We start from the raw sequence: 18864 nt of genomic DNA on the forward strand, positions 1-18864 counted from the left end.
TCGCCGAGATCCGCCTGATTGGCGCGGATGGCGAAAATGTCGGCGTCGTGACGCCCGCGCGCGGGCTGGAGATGGCGCAGGAAGCCGGGCTGGATCTTGTCGAAATCTCGCCCAACGCCACGCCTCCGGTCTGCAAGATCATGGATCTGGGCAAGTTCAAATACGAACAGCAAAAGCGCGAAGCCGAAGCCCGCAAAAAGCAAAAGACCATTGAAATCAAGGAAATCAAGTTCCGTCCCGGGACCGATACCCATGATTACGACGTCAAGATGCGCTCGGTGATGAAGTTTCTGGAAGGCGGCGACAAGGTGAAGATCACCCTGCGTTTTCGTGGCCGCGAGATGGCGCACCAGCAGCTTGGGCTTGAGCTTTTGAACCGCGTGGCCGGCGATGTCGGCGAGGCGGGCAAGGTCGAATCGATGCCCAAACTGGAAGGGCGTCAGATGGTCATGATGATCGCCCCGAAATAAGGGTCCGGCAGATGGCAGCCTCAGTGACGATTCTGGTTCAGCGCGAACCGGGCGCCGATGCGGGGCTGCCCCTGCCCGAATATCAGACGGCGGGCGCGGCGGGTGCCGATCTGCGCGCCGATCTGGGCGGGGCCGAGTTGGTGCTGGCCCCGGGCGAGATCCGGTTGATCCCGACCGGGCTGCGCGTCCAGATCCCCGATGGCTATGAAATGCAGATCCGCCCCCGGTCCAGCCTGGCGCTGAAACATGGGCTGGGCCTGCCCAATTCGCCGGGCACCATCGACAGCGATTATCGCGGTCCTCTGGGCGTGATCATGATCAATATGGGCGCCCAGCCCTATACCATCCAGCATGGCGAGCGCATCGCGCAGGCGGTGATCGCGCCCGTGACGCGCGCCGCCTTTGTCATGGCCGAGGCGCTGGATACGACCGCGCGCGGCACGGGTGGCTTTGGCTCGACCGGACGGGGCTGATGCCCGTTCTGGTCTTTCTGGCCGTCCTGCTGCTGGTCACGGCATCATGGTGGCTGATCGTTTACATGCTGATGCTGGGGGGGCTGATCTGGCTGGGTCTGGGCGGCTGGCGGCTTGCGCTGGTGGCCGCGCTGGTCTGGGCGGGCGTTCTGGGCGTGGTCGAGCTTGCTCCGCATGGGGCTTTTGCCCGGCTGATCGGCTGGACGCCCCGGGGCCTTGCGGCGGCGCTGGTGGGCATCGTGCTGTTGTTCGGTGCCGAGGCGCTGCTGCGTCTTGTGCGGCGCCATACCCGGCCCCTGCCGGATCGGGCGCCCGGTCTTGTGCCGCTGGACGGTGCCGCGGCTGAGCCTGTTTCTTCGACCGCACCGGTTTCGCCGCCCGAAGACGATGAACTGACCCGCTATGCCCGCCATATCGTGCTGCGCGAGCTGGGCGGCCCTGGACAGGCGGCGCTGCGCCGCGCGCGGGTGCTGGTCGTGGGGGCGGGCGGGCTTGGCGCGCCGGTCTGTCTTTATCTGGCGGCGGCGGGGGTGGGGCGCATCACCCTTGCCGATGATGACAGGGTCGGCCTGTCGAACCTGCAACGGCAGGTGATCTTTCGCGGCACCGATGCCGGACGGCCCAAGGCGCAGGCCGCGCGGGATGCCATGCTGGCCCTGAACCCGCATGTTTGGGTCACGGCGCTTGAACGGCGCATCACCGATGCCGATGCGGGGCTGATCGCCGAACATGATCTGGTGATCGACGGCACCGACACATTCGCCGCCCGTCAGGCGATCAATGCCGCCTGTGTGGCGGCCGGGGTGCCCTTGATCGCCGGCGCCATCGCGCAATGGGAAGGACAGCTGACCGTTTGGGATCCCCGGCGCGGCGCGCCCTGCATGGCCTGCATTTTCCCCGAAGCCCCCGCGCCCGGGCTTGCACCGGCCTGTGCCGAGGCGGGCGTCGTCGGCCCGTTGCCCGGCGTCATCGGCTCGATGATGGCGCTTGAGGCGATCAAGATCATCGCCGGCGCGGGCGATGCGCTGCGCGGCCGGATGCTGATCTTTGACGGGCTTTACGGCGAAAACCGGGTGATGAAAATCGCGCGGCGGGACGATTGTGCGGTCTGCGGCTCTGGACATTCGCGGCTGGGGTGAAAGACTCGTGCGCAACCGAAAGGATGTTTGCGATGAATTCTGAGCTGACCCATTGGACCGGCCCGCTGGGCCTGCCGCGTTTCGATCTGATCCGGGATGAGGATTTCGCCCCCGCCTTTGACGCCTGCCTCAAGCTGGCGGGCGACGCGGTCGAGGCGATCGCCGCCAATCCCGAACCGCCCAGCTTTCAAAACACCGTGGCGGCGCTGGAAACCGCCGAGGATCCGCTGAACCGGCTTTGCGCGATCTTTTTCACCCTGACCGGCGTCGATTCGAACCCCGCGCGCGAGGAATTGCAGCGCCAGATCGCGCCGCGTCTGGCCGCCCATGGCGCCCGTGTCAGCATGGATCCGCGCCTGTTCGACCGGGTCGAGGCGATTTCGCAGGACATGGACGAGCTTTCCCCCGAGGATCGCCGCCTGACCGAGCTGACCCTGCGGGGCCTGCGCCGCGCGGGCGCCGGCCTGACCGGGGCGGCGCGCGACCGCATGGCGGCGCTTCGTGAACGGCTGGCGGTGCTGTCGACGCAGTTCGCGCAGAATGTGCTGACCGATGAGCGCGATTTCACCATGGCGGTGGCCGATGACCGGTTGCAGGGCCTGCCCGACTGGTTGGTCCGGTCGATGCGGGCGGCGGCGCGCGAACGTGGGCTTTCGGGTCAGATCGTGACGCTGAACCGGTCGTTGATCGTGCCGTTTCTGGAATATGCCGGGGATCGCGCCCTGCGCGAAGCGGCGTGGCGGGCCTGGGCCGCGCGTGGCGACGGTTCGGGCGCGGGCGGTTCTGCGACCGATAACCGCCCCATCGCCGCCGAGATTTTGCAGCTGCGCCATGAACGCGCGCAGCTTTTGGGCTATGCCGATTTCGCCAGCTACAAGCTGGAACCGGAAATGGCCGGCAATGCCGAAAACGTCGAGGCCCTGTTGATGCAGGTCTGGGCGCCCGCCAAGGCCCGCGCCGAACAGGATGCGGCGCGCTTTACCGAAATGCTGCACGAGGATGGCGTGAACGGCGCGCTGGAACCCTGGGACTGGCGCTATTACGCCGAGCGCCGCCGCAAGGCCGAGCACGATCTGGATGAGGCCGAGGTCAAACCCTATCTGACGCTCGATGCGATGATCGGCGCGGTTTTCGACACCGCGAACCGGCTTTTCGGGCTGGAGATGCGCGAATTTCAGGCCCCGCTCTGGTCCCCCGACGTCCGCGCCTGGGAGGTGATGCGCGGCGGCCGGCGTCTGGCGGTGTTTCTGGGCGATTTCCATGCCCGGCCCAGCAAACGCTCGGGGGCGTGGTGTTCGACCCTGCAATCGCAGCACCGGCTTGGCGCCGGTCAGCAGCCGATCGTCATCAATGTCTGTAATTTCACCCCGCCCGAGACGGCCGGCGCGCCCAGCTTTCTGTCCTGGGACGATGCGCATACGCTGTTTCACGAATTCGGCCATGCGCTGCACAACATCCTTTCGGATGTGACTTGGCCTTCGATCGCGGGCACCTCGGTGGCGCGCGATTTCGTCGAATTGCCCAGCCAGCTTTTCGAGCATTGGCTGGAACAGCCAGAGGTTCTGGACCGTCACGCCCGCCATGCGGAAACCGGCGCGCCCCTTTCGGCCGACCTGCGCGACCGTCTGATTGCGGCCGGCAATGCCGATCAGGGTTTTGCCACCGTCGAATATCTGGAAAGCGCGCTGGTCGATCTGGATTTCCATCGCGGCGCGCCGCCGGCCGATCCGATGGCACGTCAGGCCGAATTGCTGGCCGGGCTGGGCGCTCCTGCGGCCATTCCGATGCGCCATGCGACGCCGCATTTCGCGCATGTCTTTTCCGGCGACGGATATTCATCGGGATATTACAGCTATATGTGGTCCGAGGTGATGGATGCCGATGCCTTTGAGGCATTTATGGAAAAGGGCGATGCCTTTGACCCGGAAACCGCCGCCAAGCTTGAAACATGGATCCTGTCCAAGGGCGATTCTCTGCCTGCGGACGAATTGTGGTTGAAATTCAGGGAACGAAAACCCGGGGTTCACGCGTTGTTGAAGGGACGCGGCCTGATGGCGGCGCAAGACAACTAACCGGGAGAATGACCATGAACAAAGCAAAACCGTTTCTGGCACTTGCCTCTTTTGCGTTGATCGGGCTGGCCGCCTGTAGTCAGGAAGAGGTCGCGCCCGTGACGCCGGAAAATACCCCCGGCCCGATGGCGCAATCCAGTGCGTTGAACGGCACCTATAACCTGTTGCGGTCCAATTGCGGTGAAACCGGCGGCGACAAGAGCCTTGTGATCGACGGCAACAAGTTCATGTATCCGCGCGCCACCTGTACTGTGGTCAGCTCGGAGCAACAGGTGAACCGGACCCGTGTGACCCTGTCTTGTGAAGGCGAGGGGACGGGCGGCAACCGCGTCGTCGATTTGCAGACCCGCCGCGACGGCGCGCTGCGCCTGACCGAGGGGTCGATCACGCTGACTTATTTCCAATGCATGAAAGCCCCGGCCAGCACCGATTCGCTGGTTGGCCAGTCCATCTAGGCCGGCAGGCCAAGCAACGGGCAGGCCAAGCAACAGGCCAGCCATGCGACGGGCCGTCCCTTCGGGGGCGGCTTTTCCATTTCCGCGGGTATTTCGACCAGACGGTGCCGTTCGGGGAAATGCTCTGTACGAACCGACAGGTTCAGTCAGGGCTTGCGCGCTTGATCCCCCCGAGCGGAGTTCTTAACCTTTATTAACCTTTTTGGATACGTGCGCTTTTCAGAAATGGGGGGACCGATGTTGTCCACCGCGACCGCTTTGCCGCCAAAGTCCATCGGAGATGTTCCGATCGACAAAATGGGCCTTGCCCATTACTTCGAAAATTACGAACGCTATCTGGGACCGTTGCGGGATCAGCCGCTGCGATTTCTGGAACTGGGCATCGCCCGGGGGGATTCGCTGAAATACTGGGAAAACTGGCTGCCCGAGGCCCAGATCACCGGCATCGATATCAACCCGTGTCCGGTCGAATTTCACAGCGGGCGGGTGCGCTGTTATGTGGGCGAGCAACAGGATACGGCGCTTCTGGACCGGATCGCGGCGGAACGCGCCCCCCAAGGGTTCGATGTCATCATCGACGATGCCGCACATGTCGGCCAGCTTGCCCGGATTTCCTTTTGGCACCTGTTCGACCACCACCTGAAGCCCGGCGGCTATTATTTCATCGAGGATTGGGGCACCGGCTATTGGCCGCAATATCCCGATGGCCGCCATCACCGCCCCGAAAAGGTCGGGCTGTCATGGCATGAGCGCATGCTGGACCGCCTGCACAAATCCCCGGGCGTCGGCGCGGTGACGCCGCTGCGCCGGGCGGTCGGCTGGGCGCGCTGGAATCTCGTGCGGCGGCAATTTCATGGCCATGATCGCGGCATGGTCGGCTTCGTCAAGGAACTGATCGACGAATGCGGCGCCGAGGACATGACCCATGCCAATTTCGGCACCGGAACCCCGCGCCAGTCGCGCTTTGCTTGGATGCGGATTTCCCTGGGGCATGTCGTGATCCGCAAGGCCGAGGCCACCCCGCCCGAGGCGAGCTAGCCGGTCCGGGCTGACCGATACGACCTGGCCGCTGCGCGCCCCAGCCAAGGTGCGCGCCCGCGACCCCCTTTCTCAATCGCGGATTTCGCCCGCGTCGACGCCCCAGATCGCGGTCTTGGGGACCCAACCCTTTTCGCCGCCGCCCGAGATGCGGCACCAGTCGATGGTGCATTCATGCAGGCGCACGATGGCCCCGGCCTCGGCGCGGGCCACGACCTTGGCGCGCGGTTCGGGCTTGGCCATCAGGTCCAGCATGTCCTTTTGCACGATGGCGGTGCGCACCCCCGACAACAGCGCGTAATGCACCCAGCCGCCGGCGCCGTCCTGATCCTCGACCCGCCGCCAATGCCCGAATTCGGCGGTCACCCGCAGCGGCATCCCGGCATGGCGGAACACCCAGTCGATGCGATGCGACAGGCTGGGGCCACGGCGGGCATTCCCTTCGCCGCCCTTGAGGCTGACATAGCGGGGCAGGGGCAGGTTGGTCACCGCGCCGCGACCTGGGTCGCGCGCCTCGCCCTGATGGCGGCTGATCTGGGCATCCGCCGAAACGCTGGGGGGGCTGGCATCGCCGCTTTGCGCCAGCGCCATTCCCGGCCCCAAGATCGCGGCGGCCGCGAAAACGCCGGCACGCCACCAAGCCTGTCTTGTCGTCATCTGCCTGTCCTGCTTTTCGGGGGTCTTGTGCCTGCCCCTCATCGCGGGCACTTTGCCAAAAGCCGCCCGGCTTTGGAAGAGAGGAGCGACCATGCCCGTTGGCCCCGTGACCGATACGCCGCGTTCGCGCCTTAAAGTTATCGTGACCCGCCGCCTGCCCGAGGTGATCGAGGCCCGCATGAGCGAGCTTTTCGATACCACGCTCAGCCCCGACGACCGCAAGCTCAGCCGCGACGAGCTGGTTGAGGCGATGCGCGCGGCCGATGTGCTGGTGCCGTCGGTGACCGACCGTATCGACGCCGCCATGATGGATGAGGCCGGTCCGCGGCTGAAACTGATCGCCAATTACGGCGCCGGGGTCGACCATCTGGACGTCACCGCCGCGCGCCAACGCGGCATCCATATCAGCAATACCCCCGGCGTGGTGACCGAGGATACCGCCGATATGGTGCTTGCGCTGATTCTGGCCGTGACCCGCCGCATCCCCGAGGGCATGGCCGAAATGCAGGGCGCCCGCTGGAAGGGGTGGTCGCCGACCTCGCATCTGGGCGGCCGGCTGGGCGGGCGACAGCTGGGCATTCTGGGCATGGGCCGGATCGGACAGGCCGTCGCGCGCCGCGCCAATGTCTTTGGCATGAAGGTGCATTACCACAACCGCCACCGCCTGCATTCCGGGATCGAGGCCGATCTGGACGCCACATGGTGGGACAGTCTCGATCAGATGCTGGCGCGGGTGGATATCATTTCGATCAACGCGCCGCATACGCCCGCGACGTTTCACCTGTTGAACGCGCGGCGGCTCAAGCTGATGAAACCCAGTGCCGTGGTCATCAACACCTCGCGCGGCGAGGTGATCGACGAAAACGCCCTGACGCGCATGCTGCGCACCGGCGAGATCGCCGGCGCCGGGCTGGACGTGTTCGAACACGGGCATGAAATCAACCCGCGACTGCGGGCTTTGCCCAATGTCGTGCTTTTGCCGCATATGGGGTCGGCCACGGTCGAAGGCCGCATCGAGATGGGTGAAAAGGTGATCTACAATATCCGCATTTTCGCCGACGGGATGCCTCCGCCGGATCTGGTCCTGCCGAGCATGCTATGAGCATGGCCGCGTTGCCGGGCGGTGCCACGGGGGGCACCAGGGGCGGTTTCGGGCCACGCTGGGCCGTGTCGGGGCTGTTTTTCGCCAATGGTCTGATGATCGGCAGCTGGGCGCCCAAGGTGCCGGTGCTGATGCAGCGGTTGCAGATTTCCGAGGCCGAGGCCGGGCTTCTGGTTCTTGTGCTGGGCCTGGGATCGGTCACGATGATGCCGATCTTTGGCGCGATCATCGCGCGGCGGGGATCGGCCGGGCCCTTGCGGCGGGCGGCGGTGCTGGCCGCGCCGACGCTTTTGCTGATGTCCCTGATGCCGGGGATCTGGTCCGTCGGGCTGGCGGTGTTTCTGTTCGGCGGCTTTGTCGGCGGCATGGATGTGGCGATGAATGCCAATGCCGTCGCGGTCGAGCGCGCCCGCCGCCGTGCGATCATGTCGTCCTGTCACGGGTTCTGGAGCCTGGGCGCCATGGCGGGCGCCGCCGCCGGGGGCATTCTCTTGGCGGGGCTGGGCGAACGCGGGCATGCGCTTTTGGTGACGCTGGCGGTCGGGGGGCTCTTGTGGCTTTTGTTGCCGCGCGTGCTGGTCGACGCGCCCCATCCCGAGGCCGCGCCCGCGCCGCTGCGGTTGCCGCGTTCGCCCTTGCCCTATCTGATCGGGCTTCTGGCGCTGTGTTCGATGATTCCCGAAGGCGCGATCATCGATTGGGCGGCGGTCTATCTGCGCCGCGATCTGGGGGCGAGCATCTGGGTATCGGGCTTTGGCTTTGCCGCGTGCGCCGGGACGATGGCATTGATGCGCTTTGTGGGGGACAGCATCCGCCAGCGCTTGGGCGCGCGCCAGACGCTGCGGCTGGGGGCGGTGGTGGGTGCGCTGGGGCTAGCGATGGCCGCGCTTGCGCCGGCGCCGGGCTGGGCGATTCTGGGCTTTGGTCTTGCGGGGCTTGGCATTTCCAATCTGGTGCCCATCGCCTTTTCAGCGGCGGGCAACCTGCCGGGAATCGCGCCGGGGATCGGCATGTCGGTGGCCACGACCCTGGGCTATTGCGGCATTCTGGTCGCGCCCGGCCTGATCGGCTTTGTGGCCGAACATGTGGCGTTTTCAGCGATCTTTCTGGGGCTGGCGGTGCTGATCCTGTCGTCGCTGATCCTGTCCGGGCTGGCGCGCCATGCCGATTTCGATCACGGCGGCGACTAAGGCTGCGCCAATCTTGCGGTGATGTCGCTTTCGTCGCGTTTCATGTCGTCTGCATTCTATGACGCGGCGCAGCTTCTGGCACAGAAAGGGTAAAGCGCATCCGGCAAAAGGAAAAGACGAATGAAAACCCATGTGAAGGCCCTGGTGGTCGGCGGCGGCGCCGTCGGTTGCGGCATCGCCTATCATCTGGCGAAAGCGGGCTGGGACACCATGCTGGTCGAGCGCGACGAGCTGACGGCCGGTTCGACCTGGCACGCGGCGGGCCTGCTTCCGCTGTTCAACATGGGCTATGCGACCAGCCATATCCACGACTATTCGGTCAAGCTTTATGCCGGGCTTGAGGCCGAGACCGGGCTGAATGCCGGGTTCACCCGCTGCGGCAACCTGCGCATGGCCCAGACCGATGCGCGGATGGACGAATACATGCTGTATTCCGCCACCGCCGAGACGGTCGGCGTCGAGCATGAATTCCTGACCCCCGCCCAGATCAAGGCGCGCTGGCCCTTGGTCCGCACCGAGGACCTGAAAGGTGCGCTGTTTCACCCGACCGACGGCTATATCAACCCGGCCGATGTGACCCAGGCCATGGCCAAGGGCGCGCGCATGGCCGGCGCCACCATCGAACGCCGGATTCAGGTCAATGCCTATCTTTGGACCGGCGACGAATGGATCGTCACCTGCGAAAAGATGGTGGAAAAGGGCGGCAATCTTGTCCCCTCGGGCGAGGTTTTCGAAATCCGCGCCGAACATGTCGTCACCGCGACCGGCAACCATGCACAGCGCACCGCGCGGCTTTTGGGCATCAAGATCCCCGCGATCCCCGTCGAGCACCAGTATATCGTGACCGAGCCGGACCCGGCGCTGGTCGCATGGCGCGCCGCCGGCAATCCCGAACACCCCGTTCTGCGCGACGCCGATGCGAAATGGTATGTGCGCGAGGAACGCGGCGGCTGGATCCTTGGCCCCTATGAAAGGAATGCCCCGGCGCGGTTCCTCTATGACGTGCCCGAAAGCTTCCGCGCCGATCTGTTCCCGCTGGATCTGGAACGGATTGAAGAGGAATATATGTCCATGATCCACCGGATTCCGACCTCGGAAACCGTGGGGCTCAAGGACGATTTCAACGGCCCGATCTGTTACACGCCCGATGGCAACCCGCTGGTCGGCCCGGCGCCGGGCCTGCGCAACATGTGGCTGGCCGAAGGGTTCAGCTTTGGCATCACCGCCGCCGGTGGCGTCGGCCATTATCTGGCCCAGATGATGACCGAGGGCGAGGCCGATATCGACATGGCCAGCCTTGATCCGCGCCGCTTCGGCAGCTGGATGACCACCGAATACGCCGCCCGCAAGAATGAGGAAAGCTATGAGCACGTCTTCATCCTGCATCACCCCGATGAGGAGCGCGAAGCCTGCCGGCCCCTGCGCACCGCCCCCGCCTATGACCGCCAGATCGCGGCCGGCGCCCAGATGGGACAGGTGAATGGCTGGGAGCGTCCGAATTATTACGCGCCCGCAGGCTTTGACGATCATGCCGCGCGCAGCTTCCGCCGCGGCGGCTGGTGGCAATATGCGAAATCCGAGGCATTGGCCATCCGCGAAACCGCCGGCCTGATCGATGCCAGCGCATTCGCCAAGCATCGCGTCTATGGCCCCGGCGCGACCGCCTTCCTTGACTGGCTGACCACGAACAAGCTGCCCAAGGTCGGGCGGATCAACCTGACCTATGCGCTGACCGAAACGGGCACCACGCGCACCGAATATACCATCGTGCGGCTGGCCGAGGATGATTATTACCTGATCTCGGCGGGGGCCTGGGCGGATTACGACGGCGACAATCTGCGCAAGCTGGCCGAGGATATGGGCCGCGCCTTTGGTCAGATCATCGTGCAGGACATCACCACGCAATGGGGCGTCTTTGCCATTGCCGGGCCGAACAGCCGCAAGATCCTGCAAGAAATCGTACGCGATGCCGATCCCGCCACCGTTCTGGGCAACAAGCGTTTCCCGTGGCTGTCGATGCGCAATATCGAACTGGGCATGTGCCCGGTCCGCGCCATCCGCGTCGCCTATACCGGCGAATTGGGATGGGAATTGCACCACCCGATCGAATTTGGCCGCTATCTTTGGGATCAGCTGGTCATTGCCGGTGAAAAGCACGGGCTCAAGCTGGTGGGGGCACGGGCGCAGAACTGGCTGCGGCAGGAAAAATCCTATCGCGCCTTTGGCACCGAACTCGGTCGCGATGCGACCCCGCTTGAGGCCGGCCTTGACCGTTTCGTCGATCTGGACAAGGATTTCCGTGGCAAACAGGAAATGCTGGACAAGGGCATCCGTTCGAAATGTGTCACCTTGTTGATCGACGGGCCGGCGGATGCCGATCCCTGGGGGCGTGAAGGGCTGTTTCTGGACGGCACGCGCGTCGGCCGGCTGACCTCGGGCGGGTGGTCGGCGGGCTTTGGCAAGTCCATCGGCATGGGCTATGTCCGCCCCGATCTGGCCGAGCCGGGCACAAAGCTCAAGGTGCGCATGTTCCGCGAGTTTTATGATGCCGTGGTAACCGAGGACAGTCCCTTTGACCCGAGCAACGCCCGGATCCGCGTGGACGGCTAGCCATCAGGCAGGACATGATGTGAAACAGGCATGGCCCGCGCGTATCCCGCGCGGGCCATGTCGTTTGCCAGGTATCGGCGGCGGTTGCCGGGTCTAACCCCTTAGCCGCGCCAGACGCCGGTCCAGATCGTCGCGCAGGCTTTGACGTTCTTCGGGCGACAGGAATGCGCCCAGCTCGACCTCGCGGCGGCCATCGGTCAGGACGAGGTAATCCTCGACCGGGCCGGTCGCGCGCAATCCGGCGCGCACCCAATAGGGATTGGTCTGCCAGATCCGGTCCGCGCGGCCCGGATCGCTGCGCGTCAAAAGCAGCGATTGCGGCGTCAGCACCAGCACCTCGCGCGTGGCGGCACTGCGATAGCTTAGCCCGATGGCGCGCCACAGGCCCCAGACCGCCAGCACCGCAAAGGGCAGCAATCCCCACATCACCGCCGAGCCGACCACCGCCAGCAAGGGCAGCGCCAGCGCCCCGGCGGTCAGGCCGATCACCCAGACGAAGCCGCGTTTCGGAAGCGACCGATAGGGCCATGCCTCAAGCCGAAATGAAACGGCCCCGGAAACCTCCGGGGCCGTATCTGTCCAGTGATAGGGCATCTTGCCTTTGCCTCAGTGGGCGTGGCTGCGATCCCAGTCCTCGCGCTTGGGAAGCTGCTCGAAGGTATGTTCGGGCGGCGGCGAGGGCAGGGTCCATTCCAGCGTATCGGCATATTCGTTCCAATAGTTCGGAACGCCGACCTTTTTCCCGGCGAACAGCGTGTAGAACACGATGCCGATGAAGAACAGGAACGAGGCGAACGAGATATAGGCGCCGATCGACGAGATGTTGTTCCAGTAGGCGAATTCCACCGGATAGTCGATGTACCGGCGCGGCATGCCCTGACGGCCCAGGAAGTGCTGCGGGAAGAAGATCAGGTTCGAACCGATGAACATCATCCAGAAATGCAGCTTGCCGGCCCATTCCGGGTACTGACGGCCCGACATCTTGCCGATCCAGTAATAGACGCCGGCAAAGATCGCAAAGACCGCGCCAAGCGACATCACATAGTGGAAATGCGCCACGACGTAATAGGTGTCGTGATAGACCCGGTCCAGCGGCGCCTGCGACAGCACCACGCCGGTCACGCCGCCGACGGTGAACAGGAACAGGAAGCCAAAGGCCCAGAGCATCGGCGTCTTGAACTCGATCGAGCCGCCCCACATCGTCGCGATCCACGAGAACACCTTGATGCCGGTGGGCACGGCGATGGTCATGGTGGCCAGCATGAAATAGCTCTGCTGGGTCAGCGACATGCCGACGGTGTACATGTGGTGCGCCCAGACGACAAAGCCCAGGATCCCGATCGCGGCCATGGCCAGCACCATCGGCAGATAGCCAAAGACCGGCTTGCGGGCAAAGGTCGAAATGACGTGGCTGATGATGCCAAAGCCGGGCAGGATGATGATGTACACTTCCGGGTGGCCAAAGAACCACAGGATATGCTGGTACAGGATCGGGTCGCCGCCGCCGGCCGGGTCAAAGAAGGCCGTGCCGAAATTGCGGTCCATCAGCAGCATGGTGATGGCGCCGGCCAGAACCGGCAGGGACAGCAGGATCAGCCAGGCGGTGATAAAGACAGACCAGGCAAAGAGCGGCACCTTGAACAGCGTCATGCCCGGGGCGCGCATGTTCAGGAAGGTGGCGATGATGTTGATCGCGCCAAGGATCGACGAGGCGCCCGAAACGTGGACGGCGAAAATCGCCAGATCCATCGAATAGCCGGCCTCGGTGGTCGACAGCGGCGGGTAAAGCACCCAGCCCACGCCGGAGCCGGGCTGGTCGCTGCCGCCCGGCGCCAAAAGGGACGCAATCCCCAGCGCCACACCACAGACATACATCCAGTAGCTGAGGTTGTTCAGCCGCGGGAAGGCCATGTCCGGCGCGCCGATCTGCAAGGGCATGAAGTAGTTGCCGAAACCGCCGAACAGCGCCGGGATGACGACAAAGAACATCATCAGGACGCCGTGATAGGTGATCATCACGTTCCACAGATGCCCGTTCGGGGTGCATTCGGCGGCCGCGTCGGTAAAGAAACGCGCCCCTTCAAGGCACATGTGCTGAACGCCGGGATATTGCAGCTCCATCCGCATGAAGACGGTGAAGGCAACCGAAATCAGGCCGACGACACCGGCCGTGAACAGGTAAAGGATCCCGATATCCTTGTGGTTTGTAGACATGAACCAGCGGGTAAAGAACCCGCGGGTGTCATGATGGTCACCGTGGCCATGTACGGCTGCGTCTGCCATGCGTCGACTCCCTAGACATTCGGCTGGCCGACTCTTTGGCCGGCGGACTCGTTTCCGGTTCTAGACCAGTATGCTAGGCCCGGCAATCCGCCGATGCGCGGAAATGACGCGCCCCCGGACGCATTTTGCGCGCCGGGGGCGGCTTGACGGCTGGTTTGCGGGCGCGGGTGCCCGCGCGACCATCAGTTCGAGGCGGGCGGAGTGGCCTCGGCCGGTGCTTCGGCCGGCGCGGCACCCGCGTCGGGCGAATGCTGCGCCAGGAAGGCGATGACGTCGGCCTGGTTCTTTTTCATCTTGAAGGTCATCTTGGTCTTCAAGGATTTGTCGCCGACCTTTTCTTCGACATAGCTGTTGGGATCGGTGATGTAATGCTCAAGATCCGCAACGGTCCAGACCTCGCCGGCCTCGCCCAGCTTGATCAGTGCGTCGGAATATTTGAAGCCTTCCTCGGTGCCGGCCTTGCGGCCCACGACCCCGTAAAGATTGGGCCCGGTCTTGCCACCCTTGACGATGTCGGTGCCGTCGGGGGCCTGCACCATGTGGCAGGCCTTGCACTTGTTGAATTCCTTTTCGCCCTTGGCGGCGTCGCCGGCATCCTGTGCCATGGCCGGCAGGGCAAAGGTCGCTGCGGCGAGAGTGGCGATCAGGCTCGTCTTCATCGCATATCCTCCGGGGTTGTTTTCCTTGGTGAACGGGACCTCTCCCGTTTCCGGTATGAGGGCTAGCACGCGCCACGCCCGGCGAATACGGGCAAAAGGTCGCAGATGCTGTCCTAGCACGGTCGTGGCCGGCCGGTCTTGACCAATGTTAGGTCGCAAGCGCGGGAAAATGGCCTGCAAAGGTGCTGCGCAGCGCCATATCCAGATCGTCCATCCCCACCGGAAGCCCCATATCCACCAGGCTGGTCACGCCATGGCCGGAAATGCCGCAGGGAACAATGCCCTGATAATGCTCAAGATTTGGTTCAACATTGACCGAAATCCCGTGAAAGCTGACCCATTTGCGCAGCTTGACGCCGATGGCGGCGATCTTGTCCTCGCGCATGGTGCCGTCGGGCAGGGCGGGCTTGTCGGGGCGGGCGATCCAGACGCCGACGCGGCCCTCGCGAATCTCACCCCTGAGGTTGAATTCGGCCAGTGCGTCGATGACCCAGTCCTCGAGCGCTTTCACGAAGGCGCGCACATCGCGGCCGCGCCGGTTCAGGTCCAGCATGACATAGATCACCCGCTGGCCCGGCCCGTGATAGGTGTATTGGCCGCCGCGCCCCGATGCAAAGACCGGGAAACGCGCATCGAGCAGGTCGGCGCTGCGGGCCGAGGTGCCGGCGGTATAGAGCGGCGGATGTTCGACCAGCCAGATCAGTTCGTCGGCATGGCCCGCGTGGATGGCGGCGGCGCGCGTTTCCATGAACGCGACCGCGTCGTCGTAATCGGTCAGTCCGGGGGCGATGATCCATTCAGTCATGCATGTCATTTGGCGCCAAAGCCACGTGACCGCAAGGGGGGCGCAAGGGCGGCATGACAACATGAATCCGCTGCAAGATCATTGTGCGGATGTTGAATTTCACTAAATGACGCAGAGGCCCTATATAGATTGCTTCGAACAGCTAGCGGAACCGCGCCATGACCTTGCCCCTGTCCCCCGTCTTTGACGATCTGCGCGCCGCCGCGCGCCAGCGTATCCTGATCCTTGACGGGGCGATGGGCACGCAGATCCAGCAGCTTGGCTTTGCCGAGGACGATTTCGTGGGCCATGGTTCGGGCTGTTCCTGCGCGCATCATTCCCATGATCCGCAACAGGGCAATAACGACCTGCTGAACCTGACCCAGCCCGAGGCGATCGAGGAAATCCACTATCGCTATGCCAAGGCGGGCGCCGATATCGTCGAAACCAACACGTTTTCGTCGACCACCATCGCCCAGGCCGATTACGGCATGGAAGAGGCGGTCTATGACCTGAACTATCAGGGTGCGAAACTGGCCCGCGCGGCGCTGGACCGCGCCACCGCCGAGGATGGCCGCCCGCGCTGGGTCGCGGGCGCGCTGGGGCCGACGAACCGCACCGCCTCGATCAGCCCGGATGTGAACAATCCCGGCTATCGCGCCGTGACTTTCGATCAATTGCGCGAAGCCTATGCCCAGCAGGTGCGCGGGCTGATCGATGGCGGCGCCGATCTGATCCTGATCGAGACGATTTTTGACACGCTGAACGCCAAGGCGGCGGTTTTCGCCTGTGAAGAGGTGTTCGCCGAGAACAACCTGCGCCTGCCGGTGATGATTTCGGGCACGATCACCGACCTGTCGGGGCGGACGCTGTCGGGACAGACGCCCTCGGCGTTCTGGCATTCGATGCGTCATGCGACGCCGGTCACCATCGGCCTCAACTGCGCCCTGGGCGCCGAGGCGATGCGCCCGCATCTGGCCGAGCTTTCGTCGGTGGCCGACACGCTGATCTGTGCCTATCCCAATGCCGGCCTGCCCAATGAGATGGGCCAATATGACGAAACCGCCCAGCAGATGGCGGCCCAGGTCGCCGGTTTCGCGCGCGAGGGGCTGGTCAATATCGTCGGCGGCTGCTGCGGCTCGACCCCCGAACATATCGCGGCCATTGCCCGCGCCGTGGCCGACCTGCCGCCCCGCGCCATCCCCGAGATCGAGCCGCGCCTGCGGCTTTCGGGGCTGGAGCCTTTCGTCAAGACCGAAGACATTCCCTTCGTGAACGTGGGCGAGCGCACGAACGTCACCGGCTCGGCCAAGTTCCGCAAGCTGATCACCAATGGCGATTACGCCGCCGCGCTGGACGTGGCGCGCGATCAGGTCGAGAACGGCGCCCAGATCATCGACGTGAACATGGACGAGGGCCTGATCGATTCGAAACAGGCGATGGTCGACTATCTGAACCTGATCGCCGCCGAGCCCGATATCGCCCGCGTGCCGGTGATGATCGACAGCTCGAAATGGGAGGTGATCGAGGCCGGGCTGAAATGCGTCCAGGGCAAGGCGGTCGTGAACTCGATCAGCCTGAAAGAGGGCGAAGAGGCCTTTCTGCATCAGGCCGATCTGTGCCGCCGCTATGGCGCGGCGGTCGTGGTCATGGCCTTTGACGAAACCGGACAGGCCGATACCGAAAACCGCAAGGTGGAAATCTGTGCCCGCGCCTATGACCTTCTGGTGAACCGCGTCGGCTTCCCGCCCGAAGACATCATCTTCGACCCCAATATCTTTGCGGTGGCGACCGGGATCGAGGAACATGACAATTACGGCGTCGATTTCATCGGCGCGACGCGGCGCATCATGCAGTCGCTGCCGCATGTGCATATTTCGGGCGGTGTGTCGAACCTCAGCTTCAGCTTTCGCGGCAATGAGCCGGTGCGCGAGGCGATGCATGCCGTGTTCCTGTATCACGCCATTCAGGCGGGCATGGATATGGGCATCGTCAATGCCGGTCAGCTGGCCGTCTATGACCAGATCGACGCCGCGCTGCGCGAGGCCTGCGAGGATGTCGTTCTGAACCGCAAGCCCGCGAATGGCCGTTCGGCCACCGAAAACATGCTCGACATCGCCGAGCGTTTCCGGGGCGAGGGCGGCGCGAAGGCCCGCGAAAAGGATCTGAGCTGGCGCGAATGGCCGGTGAACCAGCGGCTGGCGCATGCGCTGGTCAATGGCATCACCGAGTATATCGACGAGGATACCGAAGAGGCGCGCCTTTCTGTCGAGCGTCCGCTGCATGTCATCGAGGGGCCGTTGATGGACGGCATGAACGTGGTGGGCGACCTGTTCGGTTCGGGCAAGATGTTCCTGCCGCAGGTGGTGAAATCCGCGCGCGTGATGAAACAGGCGGTCGCGCATCTTCTGCCCTTCATGGAGGCCGAAAAGGCCGAAAAGGGCGGCTCGACCAGCGCCGGCAAGGTGCTGATGGCGACGGTCAAGGGCGACGTCCACGATATCGGCAAGAATATCGTCGGGGTCGTTCTGGCCTGCAATAATTACGAGATCATCGACCTTGGCGTCATGGTGCCGGCGACCAAGATCCTTGAGGTCGCCAAGGCCGAGAATGTCGATGTGATCGGGCTTTCGGGCCTGATCACGCCGTCCTTGGACGAGATGGTGCATGTCGCCTCGGAGATGGAGCGCGAGGGGTTCGAGATCCCCTTGCTGATCGGCGGCGCCACCACCTCGCGCGTGCATACGGCGGTCAAGATCAATCCGCGCTATGCCAAGGGCCAGACCGTCTATGTCACCGATGCCAGCCGCGCGGTGGGCGTGGTCGGCAACCTGCTGTCCGGCCAGAAGGCCGCCTATGTCGAGAATATCCGCGCCGAATATCTGGACGTCGCCAACAAGCATGCCCGCGCCGAGGCCGATAAAAAGCGGCTGCCGCTGGCACAGGCGCGCGACAATGCGATCCAGATCGACTGGTCGGGTTTCGAGGCGAAAACCCCGCAATTCCTGGGTGCGCGGGTGATCGACGATTTCGATCTGGCCGAGATCGCGCGCTATATCGACTGGACCCCCTTCTTCCAGACATGGGAGCTTAAGGGCGTCTATCCGCGCATCCTCGAGGACGAAAAACAGGGCGAGGTCGCGCGTCAGCTGTTCGCCGATGCGCAGGCGATGCTGGCCAGGATCATCGCCGAGAAATGGTTCACGCCGCGCGCGGTCATCGGTTTCTGGCCCGCGAACCGGATCGGGGATGATATCCAGCTGTGGCGCGATGAGCGCCGCGCCGATCCGCTGGCGACCCTGCACACGCTGCGCCAGCAGGTCACCAAACGCGACGGCCGTCCCAATGCCGCCATGGCCGATTTCGTCGCACCTGCGGGGCATCGCGACTATGTCGGCGGTTTCGTGGTCACCGCGGGGGGCGAGGAACAGGCGCTGGCCGAGCGTTTCAAGGCCGCGCATGACGATTTCTCGGCCATTCTGGTTCAGGCGCTGGCCGACCGTTTCGCCGAGGCGCTGACGGAAATGCTGCATGAACGCGTGCGCCGGGATTACTGGGGCTATGCCGATGAAAGCTTCAGCCCCGAAGAGCTGATCGGCGAACCCTATCAGGGCATCCGCCCCGCGCCGGGCTATCCGGCCCAGCCCGATCACACCGAAAAGCAGACGTTGTTCGATCTTTTGGACGCGACTGCCGCCACGGGGGTCGAGCTGACCGAGTCGATGGCGATGTGGCCGGGGGCTTCGGTTTCGGGCCTCTATCTGGGCCACCCCGAGGCCTATTACTTCGGCGTCGCCAAGGTCGAGCACGATCAGGTGCTGGATTACGCGGCCCGCAAGAATATCCCGGTGGCCGAGGCCGAGCGCTGGCTTGCGCCGGTCCTGAACTATATCCCGCAAAGCGCGGTGGCGGCCGAATAGGGGACGCAAAAA

At 64.3% G+C, this 18864-nt stretch carries 15 protein-coding genes; 10 read left to right on the forward strand and 5 right to left on the reverse strand.

All coding sequences use genetic code 11. The annotated features are described in order from the left end of the window. The first annotated feature begins 17 nt into the window (after positions 1-17). The 6 genes from infC to ACFOMH_RS12625 all read left to right on the forward strand — a co-directional run bounded on the left by infC (position 18) and on the right by ACFOMH_RS12625 (position 5647). Positions 18-470 (forward strand): translation initiation factor IF-3, encoded by a 453-nt coding sequence (gene infC, locus ACFOMH_RS12600; protein ID WP_449301455.1) that lies wholly within the window; start codon positions 18-20, stop codon positions 468-470. A gap of 11 nt (positions 471-481) precedes the next feature. Continuing rightward, entirely contained in the window at positions 482-943 is a 462-nt protein-coding gene (dut, locus tag ACFOMH_RS12605) for a dUTP diphosphatase (RefSeq protein ID WP_374423153.1), read from the forward strand. Then, positions 943-2082 carry a HesA/MoeB/ThiF family protein gene (locus ACFOMH_RS12610; RefSeq protein ID WP_377744867.1) on the forward strand — a complete coding sequence of 380 codons (1140 nt, stop codon included), beginning with the start codon at positions 943-945 and terminating at the stop codon, positions 2080-2082. Before dut ends, ACFOMH_RS12610 begins: the two co-directional genes overlap by 1 nt. Before the next feature lie 32 nt (positions 2083-2114). Next, the gene (locus ACFOMH_RS12615; protein WP_377744869.1) at positions 2115-4154 is read left to right on the forward strand and encodes a M3 family metallopeptidase; all 2040 of its coding nucleotides are present in this window, start codon (positions 2115-2117) and stop codon (positions 4152-4154) included. A 14-nt stretch (positions 4155-4168) separates the two neighbouring features. After that, positions 4169-4609, forward strand: a complete 441-nt coding sequence (locus tag ACFOMH_RS12620) for a hypothetical protein (protein WP_377744871.1) — start codon at positions 4169-4171, stop codon at positions 4607-4609. 297 nt (positions 4610-4906) lie between these two features. After that, positions 4907-5647: a class I SAM-dependent methyltransferase gene (locus tag ACFOMH_RS12625; protein WP_377744872.1), complete on the forward strand. Its 741-nt coding sequence runs from the start codon at positions 4907-4909 to the stop codon at positions 5645-5647. Between the two features lie 72 nt (positions 5648-5719). On the opposite strand, the gene ACFOMH_RS12630 is transcribed toward ACFOMH_RS12625, so the two are convergent. Beyond that, a complete protein-coding gene (locus ACFOMH_RS12630) occupies positions 5720-6304 on the reverse strand; it encodes an SH3 domain-containing protein (RefSeq protein WP_374423163.1) in 585 nt (194 codons plus the stop codon). A gap of 91 nt (positions 6305-6395) precedes the next feature. Here ACFOMH_RS12630 and ACFOMH_RS12635 point away from each other — a divergent pair, with 91 nt between their 5' ends. The 3 genes from ACFOMH_RS12635 (at position 6396) to ACFOMH_RS12645 (ending at position 11206) form a co-directional block, all read left to right on the forward strand. Further along, positions 6396-7406, forward strand: coding sequence for a 2-hydroxyacid dehydrogenase (locus ACFOMH_RS12635; protein WP_374423165.1), 1011 nt, complete (start codon positions 6396-6398; stop codon positions 7404-7406). Then, positions 7403-8596: an MFS transporter gene (locus tag ACFOMH_RS12640; protein WP_377744874.1), complete on the forward strand. Its 1194-nt coding sequence runs from the start codon at positions 7403-7405 to the stop codon at positions 8594-8596. Before ACFOMH_RS12635 ends, ACFOMH_RS12640 begins: the two co-directional genes overlap by 4 nt. 120 nt (positions 8597-8716) lie before the next feature. Next, on the forward strand, positions 8717-11206 hold the full coding sequence (locus ACFOMH_RS12645; protein WP_377744876.1) for a GcvT family protein: 2490 nt from the start codon (positions 8717-8719) through the stop codon (positions 11204-11206). Between the two features lie 93 nt (positions 11207-11299). On the opposite strand, the gene ACFOMH_RS12650 is transcribed toward ACFOMH_RS12645, so the two are convergent. From ACFOMH_RS12650 to lipB, 4 genes are all read right to left on the reverse strand, one after another. Further along, the gene (locus tag ACFOMH_RS12650) at positions 11300-11800 is read right to left on the reverse strand and encodes a DUF2244 domain-containing protein (protein ID WP_374423171.1); all 501 of its coding nucleotides are present in this window, start codon (positions 11798-11800) and stop codon (positions 11300-11302) included. A 12-nt stretch (positions 11801-11812) separates the two neighbouring features. After that, positions 11813-13489 carry a cytochrome c oxidase subunit I gene (ctaD, locus tag ACFOMH_RS12655; protein WP_374423173.1) on the reverse strand — a complete coding sequence of 559 codons (1677 nt, stop codon included), beginning with the start codon at positions 13487-13489 and terminating at the stop codon, positions 11813-11815. Positions 13490-13671: 182 nt separating this feature from the next. Further along, on the reverse strand, positions 13672-14148 hold the full coding sequence (locus ACFOMH_RS12660) for a c-type cytochrome (RefSeq protein WP_374423175.1): 477 nt from the start codon (positions 14146-14148) through the stop codon (positions 13672-13674). Between the two features lie 148 nt (positions 14149-14296). After that, positions 14297-14953, reverse strand: a complete 657-nt coding sequence (lipB, locus tag ACFOMH_RS12665) for a lipoyl(octanoyl) transferase LipB (RefSeq protein WP_377744879.1) — start codon at positions 14951-14953, stop codon at positions 14297-14299. A gap of 158 nt (positions 14954-15111) precedes the next feature. Here lipB and metH point away from each other — a divergent pair, with 158 nt between their 5' ends. Beyond that, positions 15112-18852: a methionine synthase gene (gene metH, locus ACFOMH_RS12670; RefSeq protein WP_377744880.1), complete on the forward strand. Its 3741-nt coding sequence runs from the start codon at positions 15112-15114 to the stop codon at positions 18850-18852. Positions 18853-18864 lie beyond the last annotated feature (12 nt).

The organism is Paracoccus mangrovi, from assembly GCF_042648425.1.
GTDB classification, from domain to species: Bacteria; Pseudomonadota; Alphaproteobacteria; order Rhodobacterales; family Rhodobacteraceae; genus Paracoccus; species Paracoccus mangrovi.